This window comes from Streptomyces sp. NBC_00984 (genome assembly GCF_045162475.1).
In the GTDB taxonomy this organism is placed as follows: domain Bacteria; phylum Actinomycetota; class Actinomycetes; order Streptomycetales; family Streptomycetaceae; genus Streptomyces.
Window position 1 is genome coordinate 7643326 of the sequence record NZ_CP108734.1, and the last position, 21630, is coordinate 7664955.

Here is a 21630-nt window from a genome sequence, read left to right on the forward strand (position 1 = left end):
GCATGGAGGGCCGTCGGCGGCGTGCGCATTGCGGTCAATTGAGGGCAGGGCCGTGACGGGCCCGGAGATCTTCGGTCGGTCGCGGGCAGGGTACCGCCCTCAGATGAACAGCGTTACGCGTACCCCCGGGCCGCCCACCGCCCCGGTGCGAGTCGCCGTGCGCACCGGTTCAACCGGCGGTCAGACGGTGGCGCTTGCGCCAGGCGACGACGGCCGCGCCCAGCCCCGTCAGCACGATGAAGCCCATCGCGGCCAGGAACGCCGGAGACGTCGGTGACGAGGCCTCGCTGCCCGCGACGACATACGCCGCGGTGTTCGGGATCGAGCCGAGCCCGGTGGCCACCAGGAACGGCGGATACCCCATGCGCGACACCGCCGCGCAGTAGTTGGCCGCCGCGAACGGCACGCCCGGGAACAGCCGCAGCGCCAGCATCGAGCGGAACCCGTGCCTGCTCAACTGACCGTCCGCGGCCTTGAGCCACCGCCCGCGCAGCAGCGTACGCAGCGCGTCCTGTCCCAGCACCCTGCCCAGTCCGAACGAGATGCCCGCGCCGAGCACCGTCCCCGCCAGCGCGGCGGCCAGTCCCGACTGCGTACCGAAGAGTGCGCCGGCGGCGAGATTGAGCAGCGGCCGGGGAACGAAGGCCACGGTGCACACGCCGTACGCGACACCGAACAGGATCACCGCGACCGCGCCACCGCTGAGCTGGGCGGGCCAGCCGGTGGCGAGCAGCCGCTGGGGTTCGAGGAGGAGCATCGTCGCCGCGGCGCCCAGCAGCACGGCCACGAGCAGCGAGAACCGGGACCAGGGCGAGAGCAGCGCCCTCGTGCAGCGCACGGCGAGGCCGGTGGCGGGCCGGGCGGCGGGGACGGGCATGCGGGGAGAGTATCCGACGCCGGTGCGTGATCGCCGTAATGCGCGTGGCGGGAGCGGGGCGGCCGGTGCCGCGCCCCTTGCCCGCCCGGCGTCCGGCTCGGGCCGAACTACCCTGCCGTGACTGCGGTGTCCGCCCGAAAACCATTCGACGCCGCCCGGCCCGTCCGACATGATCGGACCCATGTTCCGGTACGCCTTCCTCGCAGCGCCGTCCGCAGTCGCGGACGCGCCGAAGGCTGCCGTGAGCCCCGTCACCGCGGCAACTTCCGCAGCGGTGTTCACCGCTGCCGCAGCGCTCATCGGCGGCGCCCGAAGCTGACCCTCCCCCGACAGTCCGGCGGACCCCGCAAGGGGAGGGTCGGCGGGGCCCCGGGGTCTTCTCTCTCAGCTTCGAACACCAAGGAATGAACCATGCCCAAGACGGCATACGTGCGCACCAAGCCGCACCTCAACATCGGCACCATGGGCCACGTCGACCACGGGAAGACCACCCTGACCGCTGCCATCACCAAGGTCCTCAGCGACCGCGGGACCGGCACGTTCGTCCCGTTCGACCGGATCGACCGGGCGCCGGAGGAGACGCAGCGCGGCATCACCATCAACATCGCGCACGTCGAGTACGAGACCGACACGCGTCACTACGCGCATGTCGACATGCCGGGCCATGCCGACTACATCAAGAACATGGTCACCGGCGCCGCCCAGCTCGACGGGGCGATCCTGGTCGTCTCCGCGCTCGACGGGATCATGCCGCAGACCGCCGAGCACGTGCTGCTCGCCCGCCAGGTGGGTGTCGACCACATCGTCGTCGCGCTCAACAAGGCGGACGCCGTCGACGACGGCGAGGACACGGTGCTGACCGACCTGGTCGAGCTGGAGGTCCGCGAGCTGCTCTCCGCGCACGGCTACGGCGGTGACTCCGTTCCCGTCGTGCGGGTGTCGGGCCTCAAGGCTCTGGAGGGCGACCCGCGCTGGACCTCGGCCGTCGAGGCGCTGCTGGACGCCGTCGACACCTACGTACCGATGCCGGTCCGCTACATCGACGCGCCGTTCCTGCTGTCGGTGGAGAACGTCCTGACCATCACCGGCCGGGGCACCGTCGTCACCGGGGCCGTCGAGCGCGGCACCGTCCGTACCGGCGACCGGGTGTCGGTGCTCGGACCGGACCCGGACATCGAGACCGTCGTCACCGGGCTGGAGACCTTCGGGAAGCCGATGGAGTCCGCGGAGGCCGGTGACAACGTGGCCCTGCTGTTGCGCGGAGTGGAGCGCGACCGGGTCCGCCGCGGCCATGTGGTCGCGGCGCCCGGCAGTGTGACGCCGAGCCGGCGCTTCACCGCGCAGGTGTACATCCTGTCGGCGAAGGAGGGCGGCCGGACCACCCCGGTCACCACCGGCTACCGGCCGCAGTTCTACATCCGCACCGCGGACGTCGTCGGCGACGTCGATCTCGGTGAGGTGGTGGTGGCGCGTCCGGGCGACACGGTCGACCTCACCGTCGAGCTGGGACGTGACGTCCCGCTGGAGACCGGACTCGGCTTCGCGATCCGCGAGGGCGGCCGCACGGTCGGCGCCGGCACCGTCACCGGCGTCCTCTGAACGGCGACGTTCCAAGGGCCCGCCTCCCGCACCCCACGGGAGGCGGGCCCGGCGCCGTGCGCAAGACTGACGGCATGACAGACACAGCGCTGGTCCTGGGTTCCGGCGGCGTCACCGGCAGTGCCTGGGAGACCGGAATCCTGCACGGGCTCGCGAGTTCGGGCGTGGACCTCTCCGCAGCGGATCTGATCATCGGCAGCTCCGCGGGAGCGATGGTCGGCGCACAGCTGGCCTCCGGGCTGCTCGGCCTTCCCGAACTCTACGAACTCCAGCTCGCCGATCCGCAGGACATCACGGGCGGCAAGCTCGGCATGTTCACCCTGCTGCGCTACGCGGGCGCCGTACTGTCCGCCCGGACCCCCGAGGCGTACGGCCGGAAGCTGGGCAGGATCGCGCAGGACGCCCGGCTCGGCACCACCGCGGAGAAACGGCGCACGGCCATCGCGAGCCGCCTCCTGTCGCCCGAGTGGCCGGGGCGTCCCCTGATCGTCACCGCCGTCGACGCCACGACCGGCGAACTCCACACGTTCGACAAGGACGGCGGAGTGTCCCTGGTCGACGCCGTCACCGCGAGCTCCGCGGTCCCCGGCGTGTGGCCCGTCGCCCGCGCCGACGGGCGGTCCTGGATCGACGGCGGGGTGCACTCCACGGCCAACGCCCAGCTCGCCGCCGGGTACGGACGCGTCGTCGTCATCGCCCCGTCGGCCAGTGGCAACAAGGCCATCGCCTCGCCGGGTTCGCAGGCGGCCGCGCTCGCAGCGAACGGTGCCCGCGTCGAGGTCATCACTCCGGACGCGGCGGCGAAGAAGGCATTCGGCCGCAACCCCCTCGACCCGAGCTGCCGCGCCGCGGCCGCCCGCGCCGGGCTGGCCCAGTCGGCGTCGCACACCGAAGCCGTGGCCGCGGTCCTGAGCAGCTGATCCGGCACCCCACAATGGGGGAGTGAACGACTCGATACCGGTCATCCGGGACGTGGACCAGGGCACCGCCAGGCTTCTCCCCGACGTGGACCGGGACAGTGCCTGGCTGCTCACCGTCGACGGCGCGCCCCAGTCCTACGTCGACCTCGACGCACCGGACCACCTCGAATTCGAGTACGCGCGACGGCTCGCCCACGTCATCGACTGCGCGGCGGCACCCGGCGCACCGCTGGACGTACTCCATCTCGGCGGCGGTGCGCTCACCCTGCCCCGCTATGTCGCCGCGACCAGGCCCGGCTCCCGCCAGGACGTCGCCGAGGCCGACCTCGGGCTCCTCGAACTGGTCGCCGAGCACCTGCCGGTCCCCGACGGCGGCGGGATCACCGTGCACGGCACGGACGCCCGCGGCCGGCTGGAACGGACCGCGTCCGGCTCCGTCGACGTCCTGGTCGCCGATGTCTTCGGCGGCTCGCGGGTACCCGCCCACCTCACCTCCGTCGAGTACGCGCAGGCTGCCCGCCGGTCGCTGCGGGACCGCGGAATCTACGCCGCCAACCTCGCGGACGGCGCGCCCTTCGGCTTCCTCCGCTCCCAACTTGCCACCTTCGCAGCCGTCTTCGAGGAACTCGCGCTGATCGCCGAACCGGCGGTACTGCGCGGCCGGCGCTTCGGCAACCTCGTCCTCGTCGCCTCCCCGAGTCCCCTCGACATCGCGACGCTGACCCGCCGTTGCGCCGCCGACGCCTTCCCCGCCAGGGTCGAGCACGGTGCCGCGCTGGACCGGCTCACCGGTGCCGCCCGGCCGGTCAGGGACGGTGCGGCGGTCGCCTCACCCGAGCCGCCCGACGGGGCCTTCAGTATCGGCTGACGCCGGGCCCCGGTCCTTCGCCACCTCGGCGGTGGCGGGGGCCCGGGTCAGACCGCGTACCTCAGGCACGAACAGCACGGCCCCTGTGACCAGCACGATCAGCGCCGCACAGCCCCACAGCGCCTCGCTCCGCCCGACCAGTGACTCCACCGGACCGGCGAGCGCGGTGGCCACCGGCATCATCGCCACCGAGCCGAACCAGTCGTACGCCGAGACCCGGGAGAGCTTCTCCTCCGGGATCTCCTGATGCATGGCCGTCATCCACGAGACCCCGAACACCTCGATGGCGACGCCGCTGACGAACATCACCACGCAGAGTCCGGCCACCGGCAACGGCACCGCGAGGCCCGCCGACGGCAGCGCCAGCGGGAAGACGCAGAGCGTTCCGGCCAGCAGCAGCCGCCGGGGCTTCCAGCGCATCATCAGGAGCGCCCCGCCCAGGGTGCCGACCCCGAACGCGGCGAGCGCGAAACCCCACGGGCGGGCGCCTCCGAGTTCGTCCCGGGCGACCAGCGGACCGTACACCGACTCGGCCGCACCCACGGCGGCGACCACCACCGAGAACTGCGCCACGATGCTCCACAGCCAGGGGCGGCCGATGAACTCCTGCCAGCCGTCCCGCATATCGGCGAGCAGACCGCCGCCCGGCGCGCGCGGGGGGATGTGGCTGACGTCCAGGAACGCGCGCAGCGCGCCCGCCACCGCGAAGGCCGCGGCATCGACGGCGAGCACCCAGCCCGGGTCCATCGCCGCGATCATGGCGCCGCCGAGCGCCGCCCCGCCGATCGTCGCGCCCTGCATGGCCATCCGGAACAGGGCGAAGGCACGGCTCGCCTGCTCGCGGCTGACGCTGGACATCAGCATGCCCTCGGCCGCCGGGTTGAAGAACGCCTGCCCGGTGCCGCACAACGCGGTGAGCAGCATCATCTGCCACAGCTTCGGATCGCCGGCCAGGACCAGCCAGGCGAACGCGGCCTGCGAGAGGCAGTTGAGGGCGTTGGCCGCGACCATCACCCGGTGGCGCGGCAGCCGGTCCGCGATCGCGCCGCCGATCAGCAGGAAGAGCACCAGGGGCGCGGTCCTGGCGGCGGCCACCAGACCGACGTCGCCGCCGTCACCGCCCGCCTCCAGAACGGCGAACGCCGCCGCGATCAGCGCGCCATGGGTACCCAGGCCCGTGATGATCGCGGCGGCGGTCAGCAGACGGTAGTTGCGGCCGGGGCGCAGCGGACGGGATGCGGGGGCGGAGGCGACAGTCACCAGGGGACTATCGCCGCCGCACCTCCGCCGTGACAACTGTTTTCCCGGGGGAGGCGAAGGGGTCAGTCGGTCTTGACGACGTCCACCAGTCGCACGGTGCTGAGGATCTTCTGGATCGTCGTGTCCGGAAGTTCGTCCTTGACGGAATCGGCTCCGTACAGCACCCAGGACGCGAACTCACCCTTCTTGTTCTTGAAGGTGAAGGCGATGGTCTTGCCGTCGCTGTCGCACTTCTTCCGCTTCGTGACATTCGGCGCGGTGGCGGTGACGACCTGGCCGGTGAGACCCGACTTGGTGGTGTACTGCTTGGCCTCGGTGAACTTGATGGTGCTCTCCGGCATGTGCTGCGCGTAGGCGGCCCACGCCCAGGTGCCGGCCTCGCTGTGGGCGTTCTTGGCGGCGTCGGTGGCACCCTGGGCGCCCCTGGTGCCGGCGCTCGCGAGGCTCATGTTCTCCTTGATGCCGTCCTTGTCGGAGTCGTCCACGCACCACTGCTTCTGGTAGAACGACGGCGCGGAGAAGCCGATGAGGGGCGATTTGTCGCCCTTCTTGTCGTCCTCGAAGTACGAGAACGTGCCGGGCGTCCCGACCTCCCAGTCGCCGGGCACGTCGAACTGCGTGCCCCACTTGGGATTGGTGACGACCTTCCACCCGGGAATGAGGGGCTTGGGGTCCCCGTCGTCGCCACGCGGGTTCGCCTCGGTGGTGGAGGCGGACCCGGACGGCTTGGGCGCCGACGTCTGCTTGTCGTCGGCGACGTCCTTGCCCTTGTCGTCCTTGTTCATCACGACGACACCGGTCACCACGGCGGCCACGACGACAGCGGTGGCCGCGACGATCGCGACGGCGGTGGTCTTCTTCTTGTTGTCGCCGGGCTGCGGTCCACCGGGCGGGCCGGGTACCGCGTACTGCGGCACGGTCGGCTGCTGGTACGGGTTCGGCTGCGGATAGCCGGGCTGCTGGCCCTGCTGCGGATGTCCCGGCTGCGGTCCGGGCTGGCCCTGCTGCTGATATCCCGGCTGCTGATAGGGATTCGGCTGCTGGTACCCCGGCTGCTGATACGGGTTCTGATTCTGGTCCTGCGGGTTTTGCTCGCCCCCGGGCGGCTGCTGTCCTGGCCACATGGCGAGTAACGATAGAGGGGTGGTGGCCGGTCTGCTACGTCCGCCCCCGTGTGCGGACGGTGAAGGATCCGATCACGGAGGGGTGCCGGGGGATGCCGGGGATGGCCAAAAAGCTTTACTCGTGAGTAACATCCGGTCATGAGCGCTGAACAGATGACCGTCGGCGAGATGCTCGTCGCGACGGTCCCGATGGCCCGGACCCTCAATCTCGAGTTCCTGGAGACGACCGCCGAGCGCGCGGTGGTCCGCCTGCCGGACCAGGCCGAGTACCACAACCACATCGGCGGACCGCACGCCGGAGCGATGTTCACGCTGGCGGAATCGGCGAGCGGGGCGATCGTCATCGCCGCCTTCGGCGACCAGATGTCGCGCGCCGTGCCGCTGGCGGTGAAGGCGGAGATCGGTTACAAGAAGCTGGCCAAGGGTGTCGTCACGGCGACGGCGACCCTCGGCCGCCCGGTGGCCGATGTCATCGCCGAACTCGACGCGGGCGAACGGCCGGAGTTCCCCGTGGTCATCGAGATCCACCGCGCGGACGGCGCGGTGACCGGTGAGATGACGGTCGTCTGGACGCTGCGTCCCCACGCCTGATCCCGGCCGGTTCCGCGAAGAGCCGCCACGCACCCCAACGAGAGGGCGTGTGGCGGCTTTTCGCGCTGTCCGGGCCGTTGGCGGGGCAGGTAGGCTTCCCGCCGTGCGCCGAGGAGTTGCCCGGCGGGCAACGGACATCGGTTACGGGAGGATCGGCGTTGCACATCCAGGAATGGCTGGAGACCATCCCCGCGGTCAGCGTCTACGCCCTGGTGGGCGTGGTCATCGGGCTGGAGAGCCTCGGCATTCCACTGCCGGGCGAGATCGTACTGATCAGCGCGGCGCTGCTGGCTGCCGGGCACGACGGAGTGAACCCGTGGATCCTCGGCGCCTGCGCCTCGGCCGGCGCGGTCATCGGTGACTCGATCGGATACGCCATCGGCCGCAAGGGCGGCCGGCCGCTGCTGGCCAAGCTGGGCAGGAAGTTCCCCAAGCACTTCGGCGAGAGCCAGATCGGGCTGGCGGAGCGCTCGTTCCAGAAGTGGGGCATGTGGGCGGTGTTCTTCGGCCGCTTCGTGGCGCTGCTGAGGATCTTCGCGGGTCCGCTGGCGGGCGTACTGCACATGCCGTACTGGAAGTTCCTGATCGCCAACGTGCTCGGCGGCATCATCTGGGCGGGCGGTACGACGGCCGTCATCTACTCGGTGGGAGTCGTCGCCGAGGCCTGGCTCAAGCGGTTCTCGTATCTCGGCCTCGTGGTCGCGGTGCTGATCGGCATCACCTCGATGCTGATCGTGAAGAACCGGGCCAAGAAGGCGGCGGAGCGGGCGTCGGCCGCCTCCGCGTCCGGCTCGGCAGCGGTACCGGCCGCGGACTGACCGGACGGGACGGTAACGGAGCGGGGCGGCGCGAGCGGGACAGCGTGGTGCGGTGGGGGCGAGGCGGAGACAAGGAGCCGCCGGGCACGTGCCCCGCCCGGCGCTCCCTCTCGTACGCTCCCGGCCCCGCCCTGTCCTCCCCGCTCAGCCCTCGTGGGCCTGGCGGTGCGCCTTGGCCAGCTCCACGTAACCCACCGCGTTGAACTTGATGCCTTCGAGCTCCTCCTCGGTCAGCTGCCGCTTGACCTTGGCGGGGACACCGGCGACCAGCGAGCCCGGAGGCACCCGCATTCCCTGCGGGACCAGCGCCTGCGCCGCGATCAGCGAACCGGCGCCGATATGGGCTCCGTTGAGGATGGTCGAGCCCATGCCGACGAGGACGTCGTCCTCGATCGTGCAGCCGTGGAGCACGGCGTTGTGCCCGACCGAGACGCGCTCGCCGACCGTGACGGGGAACCCGGGGTCGACATGGACGCTGCAGTTGTCCTGGATGTTGCTGTCGGCCCCGATGACGATCGGGCCGCAGTCGGCGCGCAGTACGGCGTGGTACCAGAGGCTGGAGCCCGCGGCCATCGTGATCTCACCGATGACGACCGAGGTCGGTGCCGTGAAGGCATCCGCGTCGATGTCCGGCTCCTTGCCGCCCATTCCTGTGATCAACGCCTGCTCTGCCATCGCCCGTTCCTCCGTGCTCAGGTCTCGTGCGGCCGCGGTCGTCCGCTCCGGCAGCCGGCCGCGGCTGTTGGATCGCGTTGATCGCGTCGATCGCGTCGGAGAAACGGTATGCGACGGTCGGCCGACCGTGACCCGGTGGGGTGAACATCACAGGTCGCCGCGGTGATCGGGCCGGACGCCGCCGACTACCGTGAGCGAGTGCCGACGAACAGGAACGCGTTCTCTTCCCTTGCCGCCTGGCGGCGGCGCGCCCTGTCCCGGGCCGTCCACCGCGGCTGGCGCTGGGTGCAGGAGACGGGCGCGGTCACCGCGGATCGTCCGGGCGCGCTGCGCTTCCGCCGGATCGGCGCGGGCACCCGGCTGGCCTTTCCGCAGGGCACGGTCTTCGGGGAGCGGTGGATCGAGCTCGGCTCGCACTGCGTGATCGGTGAGCAGGTCACGCTGACGGCCGGACTCATGCCCGACCTGGACCTCGGCCCCGATCCGATCCTGACCCTGGGGGACGGGGTGGTGCTCGGCCGCGGCAGCCATGTGGTCGCCGACACCACGGTGACCATCGGCCCGGACACGTACTGCGGGCCGTATGTCTACATCACGTCGACGAACCACAGTTACGACGATCCGCACGAGCCGGTCGGCCGGCAGTGGCCCCGCATGGAGCCGGTCGCCATCGGGCCGGGCTGCTGGATCGGCACCGGAGCGGTGATCCTCCCGGGGGCCACGCTCGGCCGCAACGTGGTGGTCGCCGCGGGTGCGGTGGTACGGGGCGAGGTGCGCGATCACGCGGTGGTGGCCGGTGCCCCCGCCCGGGTCGTACGCAGCTGGGATCCCGAGAAGGGCTGGCAGCCGCCGCTGCGTACCCCTGCCCCGGTGCCGATCCCGACGGGCGTCACGCCCGAGCAGTTGCTCGCCCTGGCGGAACCCGGCGAGCCGGCGGACCCGTCCGCCGGCTGACCGCGGCCGGCACGGCGACGCCCAGCGAGCCGAGCGGGGAGACGACCCCCATCGGGCCGAGCGCCAGGGCCTTGTAGAAGCACAGCATCGCCACCGGTCCGACGACGCCCGCCGCGACGGCGAACCACGGCTGCGGGCCAACCTCGCTCCACCCGCCGGTCGCGATCACGATGACGCCCAGCACCACGGCCGCGGCGGCCTGCGAGACGACGACCACGGTGAGCGCGGGGATGCGCCGGGTGAACAGTCCACCGCCGAAGTCGGCCAGTCCCTGGAGCAGGCTGGTGGCCAGCGCGAACAGTGCTGTCTTTGCATGCCTCGCAGTACAGTGCGGTGAACGGTTGGGTGCACCACACCGTAGTGCAGTATTTTCGACCCTGCCATACAAAATATTGGACGGAATGTGTCTGACCTCGATCAGCTCACTCAGTCGCTCGCGCGCAATCTCAAGCGCTGGAGGGGGGAACGCGGCTTCACCCTGGACGTGCTCGCCGCCCGCGCCGGGGTCAGCCGCGGCATGATCATTCAGATCGAGAAGGCCCGCACCAACCCGAGCGTCGGCACCACGGTCAAGCTCGCCGACGCGCTGGGTGTCAGCATCACGACGCTGCTCGACTACGAGCAGAGCTCACCGGTCCGGCTGGTGCCCGAGAGCCAGGCGGTGCACATGTGGTCCACCGAAGCGGGCAGTTCCACCACCCTGCACGTCGGTGCGGAGGCGAGGGGGCCGCTCGAACTCTGGACCTGGCGCCTGATGCCCGGTGACAGCAGCGCCTCCGATCCGCACCCCGAGGGCACCGTCGAACTGCTCCATGTCACCGCGGGCGAGCTCACCCTGGTCGTCGACGGCACCTCGTACGCCGTACCGGCCGGCGGCTCCGCCTCGTTCGAGGCGCATCACCCGCACGCCTACCGCAACGACGGCCCCGAGCCGGTCGAGATCACCTTGGTGGTCTCCATCCCGCCCGTACGGTGAGACGGCCGGCCGAGGGACCCGGGGGCGCTGTTAGCGTGGTGCGCATGCGCGCTCCCATCGGCTCCTTCGACAACGCCGGTCCGGCGGCCGACCGCCTCGACCTGCTCACCGACCCCGTCGCCGCCGCCGTGACCGCGGGCTGGGGCGGCTTCCCCGCCGAACAGATCATTCACGTCGACACGGATCCGGCCATCGCCGACACGGCGGTCTTCGTCGAGCACCATGGCGTGGAACTGCTCGACCGGTCGGCCAACTGCGTCGTGGTGGCGGGCAAGCGCGGCGGCGAGGTGACGCTCGCGGCCTGCCTCGTCCTGTCCCACTCCCGCGTCGACGTGAACGGCGCGGTCCGCAAGCAACTGGGCGCCCGCAAGGCCTCCTTCGCCCCGATGGACACGGCGGTCGGCGAGACCGGCATGGAGTACGGCGGCATCACCCCCGTCGGCCTCCCCGCCGCGTGGCCGCTGCTGATCGATCCCGCCGTCGTCGACGAGGAGTGGGTACTGATCGGCAGCGGCAGCCGCCGGGGCAAGCTGATCGTCCCGGGCAAGGCCCTGGCGGCGCTGCCGGGCGCGGTGATCGTCGAGGGTCTCGGCATCAGGAGCTGAGACGGCGACCGCCGTCCGTCGGGGAACCGGGGTTCTCAGCCGGGCGCGTGGCAGAGGGCCCGGACCGGCGCGTCGGCCCGGTGGGCAGCCAGCCAGTGCGCGGCGAAGTCGACGGCGTCGGTGATGCGGAAGAGGCGACTCGTCGATGAGCCTACCGGGCCGGTGCGCACGGTCACGCCGTCGTCCGGGTGGGCGAAGTCCGCGCCCAGGGCCGCGAAGTCGCTGTCGTCCAGGGCGACGTCCTCGTACTCCCACCACTGGCGTCGGCCCCCGGTCGCCACCACGCAGCGGTAGCTCCGGCGGGGCGGGGCGGGTACCCGGTACTCGCCGAGATGGAACGCCGTGCAGGTGTCGAACCCGGTGCCCAGCAGGAGCACCTGGGCCCGCAGATCGTAGAGGCGGGCCAAGGGTGAGTCCTCGCCGAGATGGCAGTCGGGGCGGTGACCCGCCGTCAGGTCCCGGGCCAGCGGGCCGAGCGCCGCGAAGGACGTCTGCGGATGGTCGCTGCGCGTCGCCCCTTCGCCGAGCCGTACCGCCTCCGCGAGGCTGCCCACCGACGGTGCGGCCGAGGTCGCCGGGTCGAAGGGCGGCATGCTCGCGCGTACCGCCTCCCGGGCCCGGTCGTCGAGGCCGCGCACCCGGTCGAGGTAGTGCGGAGACGTATCGGAATTCTCCGGCGTGAAGGCGGGGACGACGAGCGTGCCGCGCCCTCCGAGGACGTCCCGCAACGCGCCGGCCATCGCACGGACCCCACCGCTCACCGGACCCACCGCGCGCATCGAGGCATGCACCAGGAGGACACCGCCGGACTCCACGCCGAGCTCGGCCAGCTGCCCGGCCAGCCCGCCCCGGCTGTGGGTGACGCTCGGCGCAGTCGTAGTAGTCACAGCCGGCCATTCTCCCAGCCGGACGCCGGGCGCGACACCACGCACATCCGGACGAGGGACGCGGGTGCGCCTGCCGGGGCTTCCTAACGCTTCAGTGCCGGGATCTCGATGGCGGGGCACCGGTCCATGACCATGTCCAGCCCTGCCGCACGTGCGCGGCCGTACGCCTCCGTGTCGACCACACCGAGCTGGAACCAGACGGCCCTGGCACCCGCCGCGACCGCCTCGTCGGCCACCGCCCCCGCCGACTCACTGTTGACGAAGACGTCCACCACATCGACCGGGAACGGGATGTCGGCCAGCGAGGCGTAGCCGTCCTCGCCGTGCACCCGCTCCGCCTTCGGATGCACCGGGACCACCCGCTTGCCGAAGCGCTGGAGCACCTCGGCGACGCCGTAGGCCGCGCGCGACCGGTTGCTGGACAGGCCCACCACGGCCCAGGTGTCGCCGCTGTCCCGGAGAATCCTGTGGATCGTCTCTTCGTCTGCGTACATGATCCGCACAACGGACGGCGGCCCCGGACCATTCCCGTGCGGGGCATAGGGTGGCCGGATGCAGGAGCAGTACCGGACAGTCGCCCGAGCGGGCGTGCACGAGACCGAGATCAACCGATCGCGCTTCATCTGCGCGCTCGCCCCCGCCGCCACCGAGCAGGAGGCGCAGGACTTCGTCGCACGCATCCGCAGGGAACACCCGACCGCCACCCACAACTGCTTCGCCTACGTGATCGGCGCCGACGCCTCCGTACAGAAGGCGAGCGACGACGGGGAACCCGGGGGCACCGCGGGCGTACCCATGCTGCAGATGCTGACGCGCCGCGAGATGCGCTACGTCGTCGCCGTCGTCACCCGCTACTACGGCGGCGTCAAGCTCGGTGCCGGCGGGCTGATCAGGGCCTACGGGGGAGTGGTCGGCGAGGCCCTCGACGAGCTCGGCACCATCACCCGGCAACGGTTCCGCCTCGCCACGATCACCGTCGCCCATCAGCGCGCGGGCAAACTGGAGAACGACCTCCGGGCCACCGGCCGCACCGTGCGCGAGGTCCGCTACGCGGAGGCCGTCATCATCGAGATCGGGCTGCCGGACGCCGATGTCGAGTCCTTCCGCGGCTGGCTGGCCGATGCGACAGCGGGCGAGGCCGAGCTGGAGCTGGGCGGCGAGGCGTACGGGGACGCCTGACCGGAACCACGGACCGCCCGGGGGCACCCAGGCGCCGCCACTGATCGGCCGCACCGGACAATGGGCGCATGACCCGACTCCTGACCCGCAGCGACCTTTTGGCCGTCCTCGATCCGGAAACCGCCCTGAAGGCCCTGTCCGAGGGGTTCCGTCACGTCGGATCCCCGGCGGTCGCCGGGCAGCGGGTGCGCACGGACCTGCCGTTCCCGGGTACGGCGACGGCGCTCATTCCCGGCCTGCTGCCCGGTATCGACGCCTACACCGTCAAGGTCAACGCCAAGTTCCCGGGCGCCCGGCCGGCGCTGCGCGGTGTGATCTGCCTGCACAGCGGCCGGGACGGCGAACTCCTCGCGCTCCTCGACTCCGCCACCGTCACGGCATGGCGGACCGGGCTGGCCGCCGCCCTCGGCACCGATGTCCTCGCCGCCCCCGACCCCGCGGGCGAGGCGGTGCTCGGCGTCGTCGGCGCGGGCGCCCAGGCCGAGATCATGGTCCGCGGACTGCGGAGTCTGCGGAGCTTCCGCGAACTCGTGGTGCACGACACCGACCCGGAACGCGCATCGGAATTCGCCACCCGGCACGGCGGCCGGGGCCTCGGCACGGCAGCCCAGGTCGCCGCGGCGGCCGATGTCGTACTGCTCTCCACCTGGTCGCGCGCCCCCTTGCTGAGCCTCGCCGACAGCCGCCCCGGACAGCACTTCACCACGCTCGGCGCCGACGAACCCGGCAAGCAGGAGCTCTCCGCCGATCTGCTCACCGCCGCCCTTCTCGTCGTCGACGACCGCGAGCAGGCCGCGGCGACGGGCGCCCTGGCCGCGGCGGGACTGCCGCCCACCGCCGCCGACGCCACCCTCGGCGAGCTGCTCGGCGGCGCGCACCCCGGCCGTACCTCCGGCACGGCCCGTTCCGTCTACGCACCGGTCGGGCTCCCCTGGCAGGACCTGGCCGTCGCCTGGACCGCCTACCGGAGGGCGGAACTCCGCGACATCGGAACGCGGATCGATCTTCTGGGATGAGGAGATGGAGGGCCGAAGGGCTGGAGCGCCGAAGGCCCGGACGCGGTCGGCGGTGATGCGAGACTGTGAGGGGTGAGAAAAGAGGGGCTCACCACTCGGGGGCGGAGGAAGAGGACAATGCGGGTCGGAGCCGGGTCTTGAGAATTCTGCACACATCGGACTGGCACCTGGGGCGTTCGTTCCACCGGGTCTCTCTGCTCGAAGCCCAGGCCGCCTACCTGGACCACCTGGTGACGACGGTGCGCGAGCACGAGGTGGACGCGGTCCTCGTCGCGGGTGATGTGTACGACCGGGCCGTTCCGCCGCTGTCCGCCGTCGCGCTCTTCGACGACGCGCTGCACCGGCTCGCCGCCGCCGGGGTGCCCACCGTGATGATCTCCGGGAACCATGACTCGGCACGCAGGCTGGGCGTCGGCGCAGGGCTGATCGGGCGGGCCGGGATCCATCTGCGGACCGACCCCGCCGACTGCGCCACCCCCGTCGTCCTGCGGGACGCGCACGGTGAGGTGGCGTTCTACGGGCTGCCCTACCTGGAACCGGCTCTGGTGAAGGACGTCTTCAAGGCGGAGCGCGCCGGGCACGAAGCGGTGCTGACCGCCGCCATGGAGCGGGTACGCGCAGATCTGGCGGCACGCCCGGACAGCACCCGGTCCGTGGTGCTCGCCCATGCCTTCGTCGCGGGCGGGGAGGCCAGCGACAGCGAGCGCGACATCACCGTCGGCGGGGTGGCCGCCGTGCCCGCGGGAGTCTTCGACGGCGTCGACTACGTGGCGCTCGGCCATCTGCACGGCTGCCAGACCGTCACCGAACGCGTCCGCTACTCCGGCTCGCCGCTCGCGTACTCCTTCTCCGAGGTCGACCACCGCAAGACGATGTGGCTGATCGACCTCGACGCCTCGGGCGCGGTCACCGCCGAACGCCTCGACTGCCCGGTGCCCCGCCCCCTCGCCCGGCTCCGCGGCCGCCTCGACGAGCTCGTCGAGGACCCCGCGCTGGAGCGGCACCGGGACTCCTGGATCGAGGCCACCCTCACCGACCCGGTGCGCCCGGTCGAGCCGATGGCCCGGCTCGTCGAGCGGTTCCCGCACACACTCAGCCTCGTGTTCGAACCCGACCGGGCCCCCGACGACCCGCTCGCCTCGTACGCACAGCGCCTCAAGGGGCGCGACGACCAGCAGATCGCCGAGGACTTCGTGGCACATGTGCGCGGCGGCTCCGAAGCCGACGAACAGGAACGAACGGTGCTGCGCGGCGCCTTCGACCACGTCCGGGTGGACGACGGCGTGCGCGAGGTGAACCGTTGAGACTCCACCGGCTCACCATCACCGCCTTCGGACCGTTCGGCACCACCCAGGAGATCGACTTCGACGCCCTCGCGTCGGCCGGGCTCTTCCTCCTGCACGGGCCGACCGGCGCAGGGAAGACCTCGGTCCTCGACGCGGTCTGCTACGGCCTGTACGGCGCGGTGCCCGGCGCCCGCCAGAGCCCCGGCACCTCCCTGCGCAGCGACCACGCACCGGTGGATCTCGCCACCGAGGTCGAGCTGGAACTGACCGTCGGCGGCCGGCGCCTCGAAATCACCCGGAGCCCCGCACAGCCCCGCCCCAAGAAGAAGGGCAGCGGCTTCACGACGGAGAAGGCCCAGAGCCGGCTGCGCGAGTACGACCCCGACGACGGCTGGCGGCCGCTCAGCCGCTCGCACCAGGAGATCGGCGAGGAGATCACCCAGCTCATCGGGATGAGCCGGGAACAGTTCTGCCAAGTGGTGCTCCTGCCGCAGGGCGACTTCGCACGCTTCCTGCGCGCCGATGCCGAGGCACGCGGCAGACTCCTCGGCAGGCTCTTCGACACCCACCGTTTCGCCGCCGTCGAGGAGCGCCTGGCCGAACTGCGCCGTACCGCCGAAACCAGGGTCGCGGCCGCGGACGAACGTGTTCTCGCGGTGGCCCAGCGGATCGCCCAGGCCGCCGGACCCGCCGCCCGTGAATCGCCGTTCCCCGACCTCCAGCCCGGCGAACCGGGGCTCGCCGAAGGCGTGCTGGAGTGGGCCGCGACGGCCCGCAGCGGCGCCCGTGAACGGCTCGACATCGCCGCCTGTGTCCTCGCCATGGCCGAAGGCCGGCAGTCGGCCGCGCGCCTGGCCCTCGACAGCGAACGCGAACTCGCCGCACTCCAGCAGCGGTACGCGGAGACGCGGCGCCGCGCCGCCGCACTCGAAGCCCGCCGCCCCGACCGCGACCGGCACCACGAACGTCTCGCACGGGCCCGAAAGGCGGACCTCGTCGCGCCCGCTCTGGACCTGCGCGAGGAGGCCGAGCGCGCGTACCGCACGGCCTGCCGGGACCGTGACCGCGCCCGTGCGGTGCTGCCCGGCACCCTGGCCGACGCCGGGGCCGAACAGCTGGCGGAGCTGGAGCGACGGCTCCGCCAGGAGATCGGCGGGCTCGACGCCGCGAAGCGTGCCGAGCGCCGCAGCGCACGGATCGACACCGAGCGGGCCGGACTGGAGCGGCAGGCCAGGGCCGACGACGAGCTGATCCGCGAAGCGGAACTCTGGCTCGCCGACTGGGAGTCCACCCGCGACGGCCTGCGGGCACGCGTCGAGGCGGCCCAGGAGGCCGCCACCCGTGCCGAACAGCTCGCCGGCCGGCTGGAGCCCGCCCGTGCGCGGCTGGACGCGGCCCGCCGCCGCGACGCGCTCGCCGCCCAGGTGTCGGCCGCCGCCGAGCGGCTGGCCGCGGCCCGCGAGCGCGCCGCCGCGGCCCATGAGTCGTGGCTGGAGCTTCGCGAGCGACGACTGCGTGACATCGCGGCGGAACTGGCGGCGGAGCTGGTGGACGGCGAGGACTGCAAGGTCTGCGGCTCGGCCGACCACCCCAAGCCGGCCCGCGCGGCAGATGGACATGTCGACAAGGCCGCCGAGGATCGGGCCCTCCACGCCCACCGGCGCGCCGAGGAGGCGCGTACGCGGGCGGACCGGGAACTCGGAGTCGTACGCGAGCAGCACACGGCCGCCCGCACGGCCGCGCAGTCGGCGGTGCCGCAGCCGAGGGACGGGGCCGATGCAGCCGATCCGGCCACGTCCGGATGCGTGACCGGGAGCGCCGCCCTCGGATCGGCCGGGCCGACGCCGACGGCAGGGACCGGGGCGGTCGCCGCCGGCCCGGTCGGGACCGGGCCCGATGCCGACCCCACCGTCGCCGAACTCGGTGCGCTCGTCGACCGGCTGACGGGCATGCACGCCGAGGCGTATCGCACCGCAGCCGGCATGCACGCCGCGCGCGAGGCCCTCGCAGCCGCCGAGCGGGAACAGGCCGAGCGCCTCGACGGACGGCAGCTCGCCGAACGCCGGGCCGCGGCCCGCACCTCCCTGCGTGAGGGCCTGGACCGTGAGCAGGCATCGCTGGAGGCCGAGTTGGTGACCGCTCGCGGCGAGTCCGGCAGCGTGGCCGAACACTCCGCACTCCTGGAGCGCCGGGTCACTCTGCTCGCCGCCGCCGCCGAGGCGGTACGGGAGGAGGAGCTGGCCGCACAGCGCCGCAAGGAGGCCGACGACCGGCTCGCGGACGCCGCGTTCCGGGCAGGGTTCGACACCCCGCAGGCCGCGGCCGAGGCCCTCCTCGGCGATGCCGGGCAGCGCGAACTCCAGCACCTCGTCGACGCCTGGCAGTCCGAGGCGGCGGCGGTGGCCGACCGTCTGGCGGAGACGGACACCCGTGCCGCAGCCGACCGCCCGCAGGCCGCGGTGGGGCTCGCGCAGGCCGCGCACGACACGGCCGAGCGGTCGCTGCGGGAGGCCTCGGCCGTGCTGGCCGCCGCGCGCGAACGCTGCGCCGAACTCGGCAGGCTCTCGCGCGGCGCCGCGGACGAGGTGCGCGGACTCGGACCGCTGCGCGAGGAGTACGACCGGGTGGCACGGCTGGCCGGGCTCACCGCGGGCACCTCCGCGGACAACGAACGCAAGATGCGACTGGAGTCGTACGTGCTCGCCGCCCGGCTCGAACAGGTCGCCGCCGCAGCCACCGCACGGCTGCAGCGCATGTCGTCCGGCCGCTACACACTGGTCCACTCCGACGCCCGCACCGGAGGCCGCAGATCGGGCCTCGGACTGCATGTCGTCGATGCCTGGACCGGCCGCGAGCGCGACACGGCGACGCTCTCGGGCGGCGAGACGTTCTTCGCCTCCCTCGCCCTCGCACTCGGCCTGGCGGACGTCGTCACCGACGAGGCGGGCGGTGTACGGCTGGACACCCTCTTCATCGACGAGGGTTTCGGCAGTCTGGACGACCAGACCCTCGACGAGGTGCTCGACGTACTGGACTCGTTGCGCGAGCGGGACCGCAGTGTCGGCATCGTCAGCCATGTGGCCGACCTGCGCCGCCGCGTCCCCGCACAGCTCGAAGTGGTGAAGGAGCGGCACGGCTCGGCGGTACGGCACCGGACCACCGTTGAGTTCAGCGGCTGATGGCGCGGCGGGGGAGCGGCGAGGAGCAGACGACGCTCGTGGTCTCCGAGCCGAGGGCGCCGATCCTCCCCGAGACCTCCTCCAGGTGACTCATCGAGCGGGTGGTGACCTCCAGTACGAAGCAGTCGTCACCGGTGACATGGTGGGCCTCCACGATCTCCGGAGTCGTGTCGAGCAGATCGTGGAACGGTTTGTCATGGCCGTTCGGGCAACGCAGCCGTACGAGGGCGAGGACCGGCAGCCCGAGTCGCTCCGGGGCGACCACGGCTGCGTGGCCGCTGATCACCCCGTCCTCCTCCAGCCTGCGCACCCGCTCGGTCACGGCGCTCGGGGACATCGCCACCACGCGCGCCGGCTCGGCGAACGACGCCCGCCCCTCGCGTTGCAGGACATCGAGGATGCGCCAGTCGGTGGCGTCCGGGGAATAGTCGGTCATGCTCGGGAGACAACAGGGAATCCCCGGCAGATCAAGCGCTGTGCCGGGGGTCTCGTCTTCCGGGAGGCGGATCACCGGCCGTAGATTTCCGGGCATGACATCGCAGCCCACCGCCACCGCGGCCCATCCCGTCCTTCGTGTGCCACCGGCCTCCCCGGCGGTGGCCGCCGCCTACTTCGGCGCCTCCCTCGCCTTCCACGCGGACGTCTCCGATGTCGCCGCCGCGTTCGCGGCCGACGGCGATCCTGGCTTCGTGCTCCTGGACTCGCGCTCCACCGAGTCCTGGAACCAGGGACATGTCCCCGGCGCGGTCCACCTGCCCACCGCGCTCATCGCCGAGCAGGCCGGGAACCTTCTCGACCCGGCCGTGCCCGTGGTCACGTACTGCTGGGGCCCCGGCTGCAACGGTGCGACGCGTGCCGCGCTCGCCCTCGCCGAACTCGGCTACCAGGTGAAGGAGATGCTCGGCGGCTTCGAGTACTGGGTGCGCGAGGGCTTCGAGTTCGAGACCAGGGAGGGGCGTGGGCGGCGCGGCGCGGATCCGCTCACCGCACCGGTCGACTCCGACGACTGCGGCTGCTGACCGCCCCGGCCGTCGCGACCGGCTGGGCCGTTCCGGCCGCGAAGGCGCTCGGCGACCGGGCTCATGGCGTGAACCGAGCCCGGTCGCCGCGGTATCGCGCGGGGTGTCCGGTCAGAGCTTGGACAGCTCGTCGACGAGATCGTCGAGTCCCAGCGGACCCTGCGACAGGGCGGCCATGTGCCAGGCCTTGGCGTCGAACGCGTCACCGTGTGCCTTGCGGGCGTTCTCCCGGCCCAGCAGCCAGGCACGCTCGCCCAGCTTGTAACCGATGGCCTGTCCCGGCATCGAGAGATAACGCGTCAGTTCGCTCTCCACGAAGTCGGCGGGCCGGCCGCTGTGGTTGCCGAAGAACTCCTGGGCCAGATCAGGGGTCCAGCGCTCGCCGGGGTGGAACGGGGAGTCCGCCGGGATCTCCATCTCCGCGTGCATGCCGATGTCCACGATCACCCGGCAGGCCCGCATCATCTGCGCGTCCAGATAGCCGAGGCGGCGCTCCGCGTCCGGCAGGAAGCCCAGCTCGTCCATGAGCCGCTCCGCGTACAGCGCCCAGCCCTCGGCGTTGGCGCTGACGCCACCGATCGACGCCTGGTAGCGGGACAGGCTGTCGGCGACATGCGTCCACTGGGCGATCTGGAGGTGGTGGCCCGGCACACCCTCGTGATACCAGGTCGACACCAGGTCGTACACCGGGAAACGGGTCTCGCCCATGGTGGGCAGCCAGGTGCGGCCGGGGCGCGAGAAGTCCTCGGAGGGGCCCGTGTAGTACGGGGCCGCGGCGCCGCCGGGCGGGGCGATGCGGGACTCCACCTTCCGTACGCGCTCGGCGAGTTCGAAGTGCGTCCCGTCGAGCGCCTCGATCGCCTCGTCCATCAGGCTCTGCAGCCAGGCCTGGACCTCGTCGACGCCCTCGATGTGCTTGCCGTGCACATCGAGATGGGCCAGCGCCTCCCAGGGGCCGGCGCCGGGCAGTACCTTCTCGGCCTCGGTCCTCATTTCGGCGAGCAGCCGGTGGTACTCGGACCAGCCGTAGGCGTACGCCTCGTCGAGATCCAGGTCGGTGCCGTTGAAGTAGCGCGACCAGCGGGCGTACCGCTCGCGGCCCACCGTGTCCGGCGCACCCTCGACCGCGAGGGCGTACACATCGCGCATCCAGTCCCGGAGCGCCACGACCGACTCCGTGGCCTGCCGGGCGCCCTCGTCCAGACCGGCACGCAGACCCGCGGGTCCCGCGGCCACGAACTCCTGGAAGAAGCCCGGACCGCCGTCCCCCGCCCACTCGTCGAGCTGGCCGATGAAGGTGGCGGTGGCGCGCGGCCCGCCGTACAGCTTGCGCTCCAGGCCGAGTGCGAGCGACTCTCGGTAGCCCTCCAGCGCGGCGGGAACCGCGCGCAGCCGGTCCACGACCGCCGCCCAGTCCTCGTCGGTCTCGGTGGGCGTCACCGTGAACACCTCACGGACGTTGTGCGCCGGGGAGAACAGATTGGAGACCTTGCGCAGCCCCTCATCGGCCTCATGAACGGCGAGTTCCGCCGTGAGGCGCTCGCGCAGGAGGCGGCCGCAGCGGCGCTCGGCATCGTTGTCCGCGCCGGGCAGTTGTTCGGCGGCATCGAGCTTCGCCAGGGTGGTGCGGGCCAGCTCGGCAAGAGCCTCCTGCCCGGCGGGGGAGAAGTCGGGAAGGCGGCGCGAGCTCTCCGCGACACCGAGATAGGTGCCGGCGATCGGGTCGAGTTCGATGAATGCGTCGACGTAGGTGTCGGCGACCTGGCGGGGCAGCGCGCTGCTGGATGTGTCTGACAT

The 21630-nt window shown here is 72.2% G+C and carries 22 protein-coding genes and 1 pseudogene; 14 read left to right on the plus strand and 9 right to left on the minus strand.

Going from position 1 to position 21630, the window contains the following annotated elements:
- Positions 1-169 precede the first annotated feature (169 nt).
- On the minus strand, positions 170-877 hold the full coding sequence (locus OG520_RS34110; RefSeq protein ID WP_406015659.1) for a TVP38/TMEM64 family protein: 708 nt from the start codon (positions 875-877) through the stop codon (positions 170-172).
- Positions 878-1058: 181 nt separating this feature from the next.
- Between OG520_RS34110 and OG520_RS34115 the strand changes: the two genes are divergently transcribed.
- From OG520_RS34115 to OG520_RS34130, 4 genes are all read left to right on the plus strand, one after another.
- A complete protein-coding gene (locus tag OG520_RS34115) occupies positions 1059-1196 on the plus strand; it encodes a hypothetical protein (protein WP_406015660.1) in 138 nt (45 codons plus the stop codon).
- A gap of 92 nt (positions 1197-1288) precedes the next feature.
- Positions 1289-2476, plus strand: coding sequence for an elongation factor Tu (gene tuf, locus OG520_RS34120; RefSeq protein ID WP_406015661.1), 1188 nt, complete (start codon positions 1289-1291; stop codon positions 2474-2476).
- A 74-nt stretch (positions 2477-2550) separates the two neighbouring features.
- Entirely contained in the window at positions 2551-3396 is an 846-nt protein-coding gene (locus OG520_RS34125) for a patatin-like phospholipase family protein (RefSeq protein WP_406015662.1), read from the plus strand.
- 22 nt (positions 3397-3418) lie between these two features.
- Positions 3419-4264: a spermidine synthase gene (locus OG520_RS34130; protein ID WP_406015663.1), complete on the plus strand. Its 846-nt coding sequence runs from the start codon at positions 3419-3421 to the stop codon at positions 4262-4264.
- Here OG520_RS34130 and OG520_RS34135 read toward each other — a convergent pair.
- Together OG520_RS34135 and OG520_RS34140 are read right to left on the minus strand one after the other, a co-directional pair.
- Positions 4226-5524 carry an MFS transporter gene (locus OG520_RS34135; RefSeq protein ID WP_406015664.1) on the minus strand — a complete coding sequence of 433 codons (1299 nt, stop codon included), beginning with the start codon at positions 5522-5524 and terminating at the stop codon, positions 4226-4228. The genes OG520_RS34130 and OG520_RS34135 overlap by 39 nt on opposite strands.
- 62 nt (positions 5525-5586) lie before the next feature.
- Positions 5587-6648: a hypothetical protein gene (locus OG520_RS34140; protein WP_399333836.1), complete on the minus strand. Its 1062-nt coding sequence runs from the start codon at positions 6646-6648 to the stop codon at positions 5587-5589.
- A gap of 153 nt (positions 6649-6801) precedes the next feature.
- Between OG520_RS34140 and OG520_RS34145 the strand changes: the two genes are divergently transcribed.
- Together OG520_RS34145 and OG520_RS34150 are read left to right on the plus strand one after the other, a co-directional pair.
- A complete protein-coding gene (locus OG520_RS34145; protein ID WP_399333878.1) occupies positions 6802-7239 on the plus strand; it encodes a DUF4442 domain-containing protein in 438 nt (145 codons plus the stop codon).
- Positions 7240-7397: 158 nt separating this feature from the next.
- On the plus strand, positions 7398-8057 hold the full coding sequence (locus OG520_RS34150; RefSeq protein WP_406015665.1) for a DedA family protein: 660 nt from the start codon (positions 7398-7400) through the stop codon (positions 8055-8057).
- 144 nt (positions 8058-8201) lie between these two features.
- Here the strand turns inward: OG520_RS34150 and OG520_RS34155 are convergent, their stop codons facing one another.
- Positions 8202-8732, minus strand: a complete 531-nt coding sequence (locus OG520_RS34155) for a gamma carbonic anhydrase family protein (protein ID WP_406015666.1) — start codon at positions 8730-8732, stop codon at positions 8202-8204.
- 198 nt (positions 8733-8930) lie between these two features.
- Here OG520_RS34155 and OG520_RS34160 point away from each other — a divergent pair, with 198 nt between their 5' ends.
- Complete coding sequence (locus OG520_RS34160) at positions 8931-9686, plus strand: acyltransferase (protein ID WP_406015667.1); 756 nt, start codon at positions 8931-8933, stop codon at positions 9684-9686.
- Here OG520_RS34160 and OG520_RS34165 read toward each other — a convergent pair.
- Positions 9667-9987: pseudogene (locus tag OG520_RS34165) on the minus strand (hypothetical protein); the annotation flags it as partial. The gene OG520_RS34160 and the pseudogene OG520_RS34165 sit on opposite strands and share 20 nt — an antisense overlap.
- 102 nt (positions 9988-10089) lie before the next feature.
- Here OG520_RS34165 and OG520_RS34170 point away from each other — a divergent pair.
- Positions 10090-10662, plus strand: a complete 573-nt coding sequence (locus OG520_RS34170; RefSeq protein ID WP_406015668.1) for a helix-turn-helix domain-containing protein — start codon at positions 10090-10092, stop codon at positions 10660-10662.
- 44 nt (positions 10663-10706) lie between these two features.
- The gene (locus OG520_RS34175; protein WP_399333826.1) at positions 10707-11267 is read left to right on the plus strand and encodes a YbaK/EbsC family protein; all 561 of its coding nucleotides are present in this window, start codon (positions 10707-10709) and stop codon (positions 11265-11267) included.
- A gap of 35 nt (positions 11268-11302) precedes the next feature.
- On the opposite strand, the gene OG520_RS34180 is transcribed toward OG520_RS34175, so the two are convergent.
- The gene (locus tag OG520_RS34180) at positions 11303-12154 is read right to left on the minus strand and encodes an aminoglycoside N(3)-acetyltransferase (protein WP_406015669.1); all 852 of its coding nucleotides are present in this window, start codon (positions 12152-12154) and stop codon (positions 11303-11305) included.
- Between the two features lie 83 nt (positions 12155-12237).
- Positions 12238-12648 carry a CoA-binding protein gene (locus OG520_RS34185; protein ID WP_399333822.1) on the minus strand — a complete coding sequence of 137 codons (411 nt, stop codon included), beginning with the start codon at positions 12646-12648 and terminating at the stop codon, positions 12238-12240.
- 58 nt (positions 12649-12706) lie between these two features.
- Here OG520_RS34185 and OG520_RS34190 point away from each other — a divergent pair, with 58 nt between their 5' ends.
- The 4 genes from OG520_RS34190 (at position 12707) to OG520_RS34205 (ending at position 18814) form a co-directional block, all read left to right on the plus strand.
- Positions 12707-13333 carry a YigZ family protein gene (locus tag OG520_RS34190; protein WP_266422593.1) on the plus strand — a complete coding sequence of 209 codons (627 nt, stop codon included), beginning with the start codon at positions 12707-12709 and terminating at the stop codon, positions 13331-13333.
- 68 nt (positions 13334-13401) lie between these two features.
- The gene (locus OG520_RS34195; RefSeq protein WP_406015670.1) at positions 13402-14349 is read left to right on the plus strand and encodes an ornithine cyclodeaminase family protein; all 948 of its coding nucleotides are present in this window, start codon (positions 13402-13404) and stop codon (positions 14347-14349) included.
- A 137-nt stretch (positions 14350-14486) separates the two neighbouring features.
- The gene (locus OG520_RS34200) at positions 14487-15653 is read left to right on the plus strand and encodes an exonuclease SbcCD subunit D (RefSeq protein ID WP_406015671.1); all 1167 of its coding nucleotides are present in this window, start codon (positions 14487-14489) and stop codon (positions 15651-15653) included.
- Positions 15650-18814, plus strand: a complete 3165-nt coding sequence (locus OG520_RS34205) for an AAA family ATPase (protein WP_406015672.1) — start codon at positions 15650-15652, stop codon at positions 18812-18814. The genes OG520_RS34200 and OG520_RS34205 overlap by 4 nt, the downstream gene beginning before the upstream one ends.
- On the opposite strand, the gene OG520_RS34210 is transcribed toward OG520_RS34205, so the two are convergent.
- Entirely contained in the window at positions 18804-19250 is a 447-nt protein-coding gene (locus OG520_RS34210; RefSeq protein ID WP_406015673.1) for an Lrp/AsnC family transcriptional regulator, read from the minus strand. The genes OG520_RS34205 and OG520_RS34210 overlap by 11 nt on opposite strands.
- A 94-nt stretch (positions 19251-19344) precedes the next feature.
- Here OG520_RS34210 and OG520_RS34215 point away from each other — a divergent pair, with 94 nt between their 5' ends.
- Positions 19345-19833, plus strand: coding sequence for a rhodanese-like domain-containing protein (locus OG520_RS34215; protein ID WP_406015674.1), 489 nt, complete (start codon positions 19345-19347; stop codon positions 19831-19833).
- Positions 19834-19944: 111 nt separating this feature from the next.
- Here OG520_RS34215 and OG520_RS34220 read toward each other — a convergent pair whose 3' ends face one another.
- A complete protein-coding gene (locus OG520_RS34220) occupies positions 19945-21630 on the minus strand; it encodes a DUF885 domain-containing protein (RefSeq protein ID WP_406015675.1) in 1686 nt (561 codons plus the stop codon).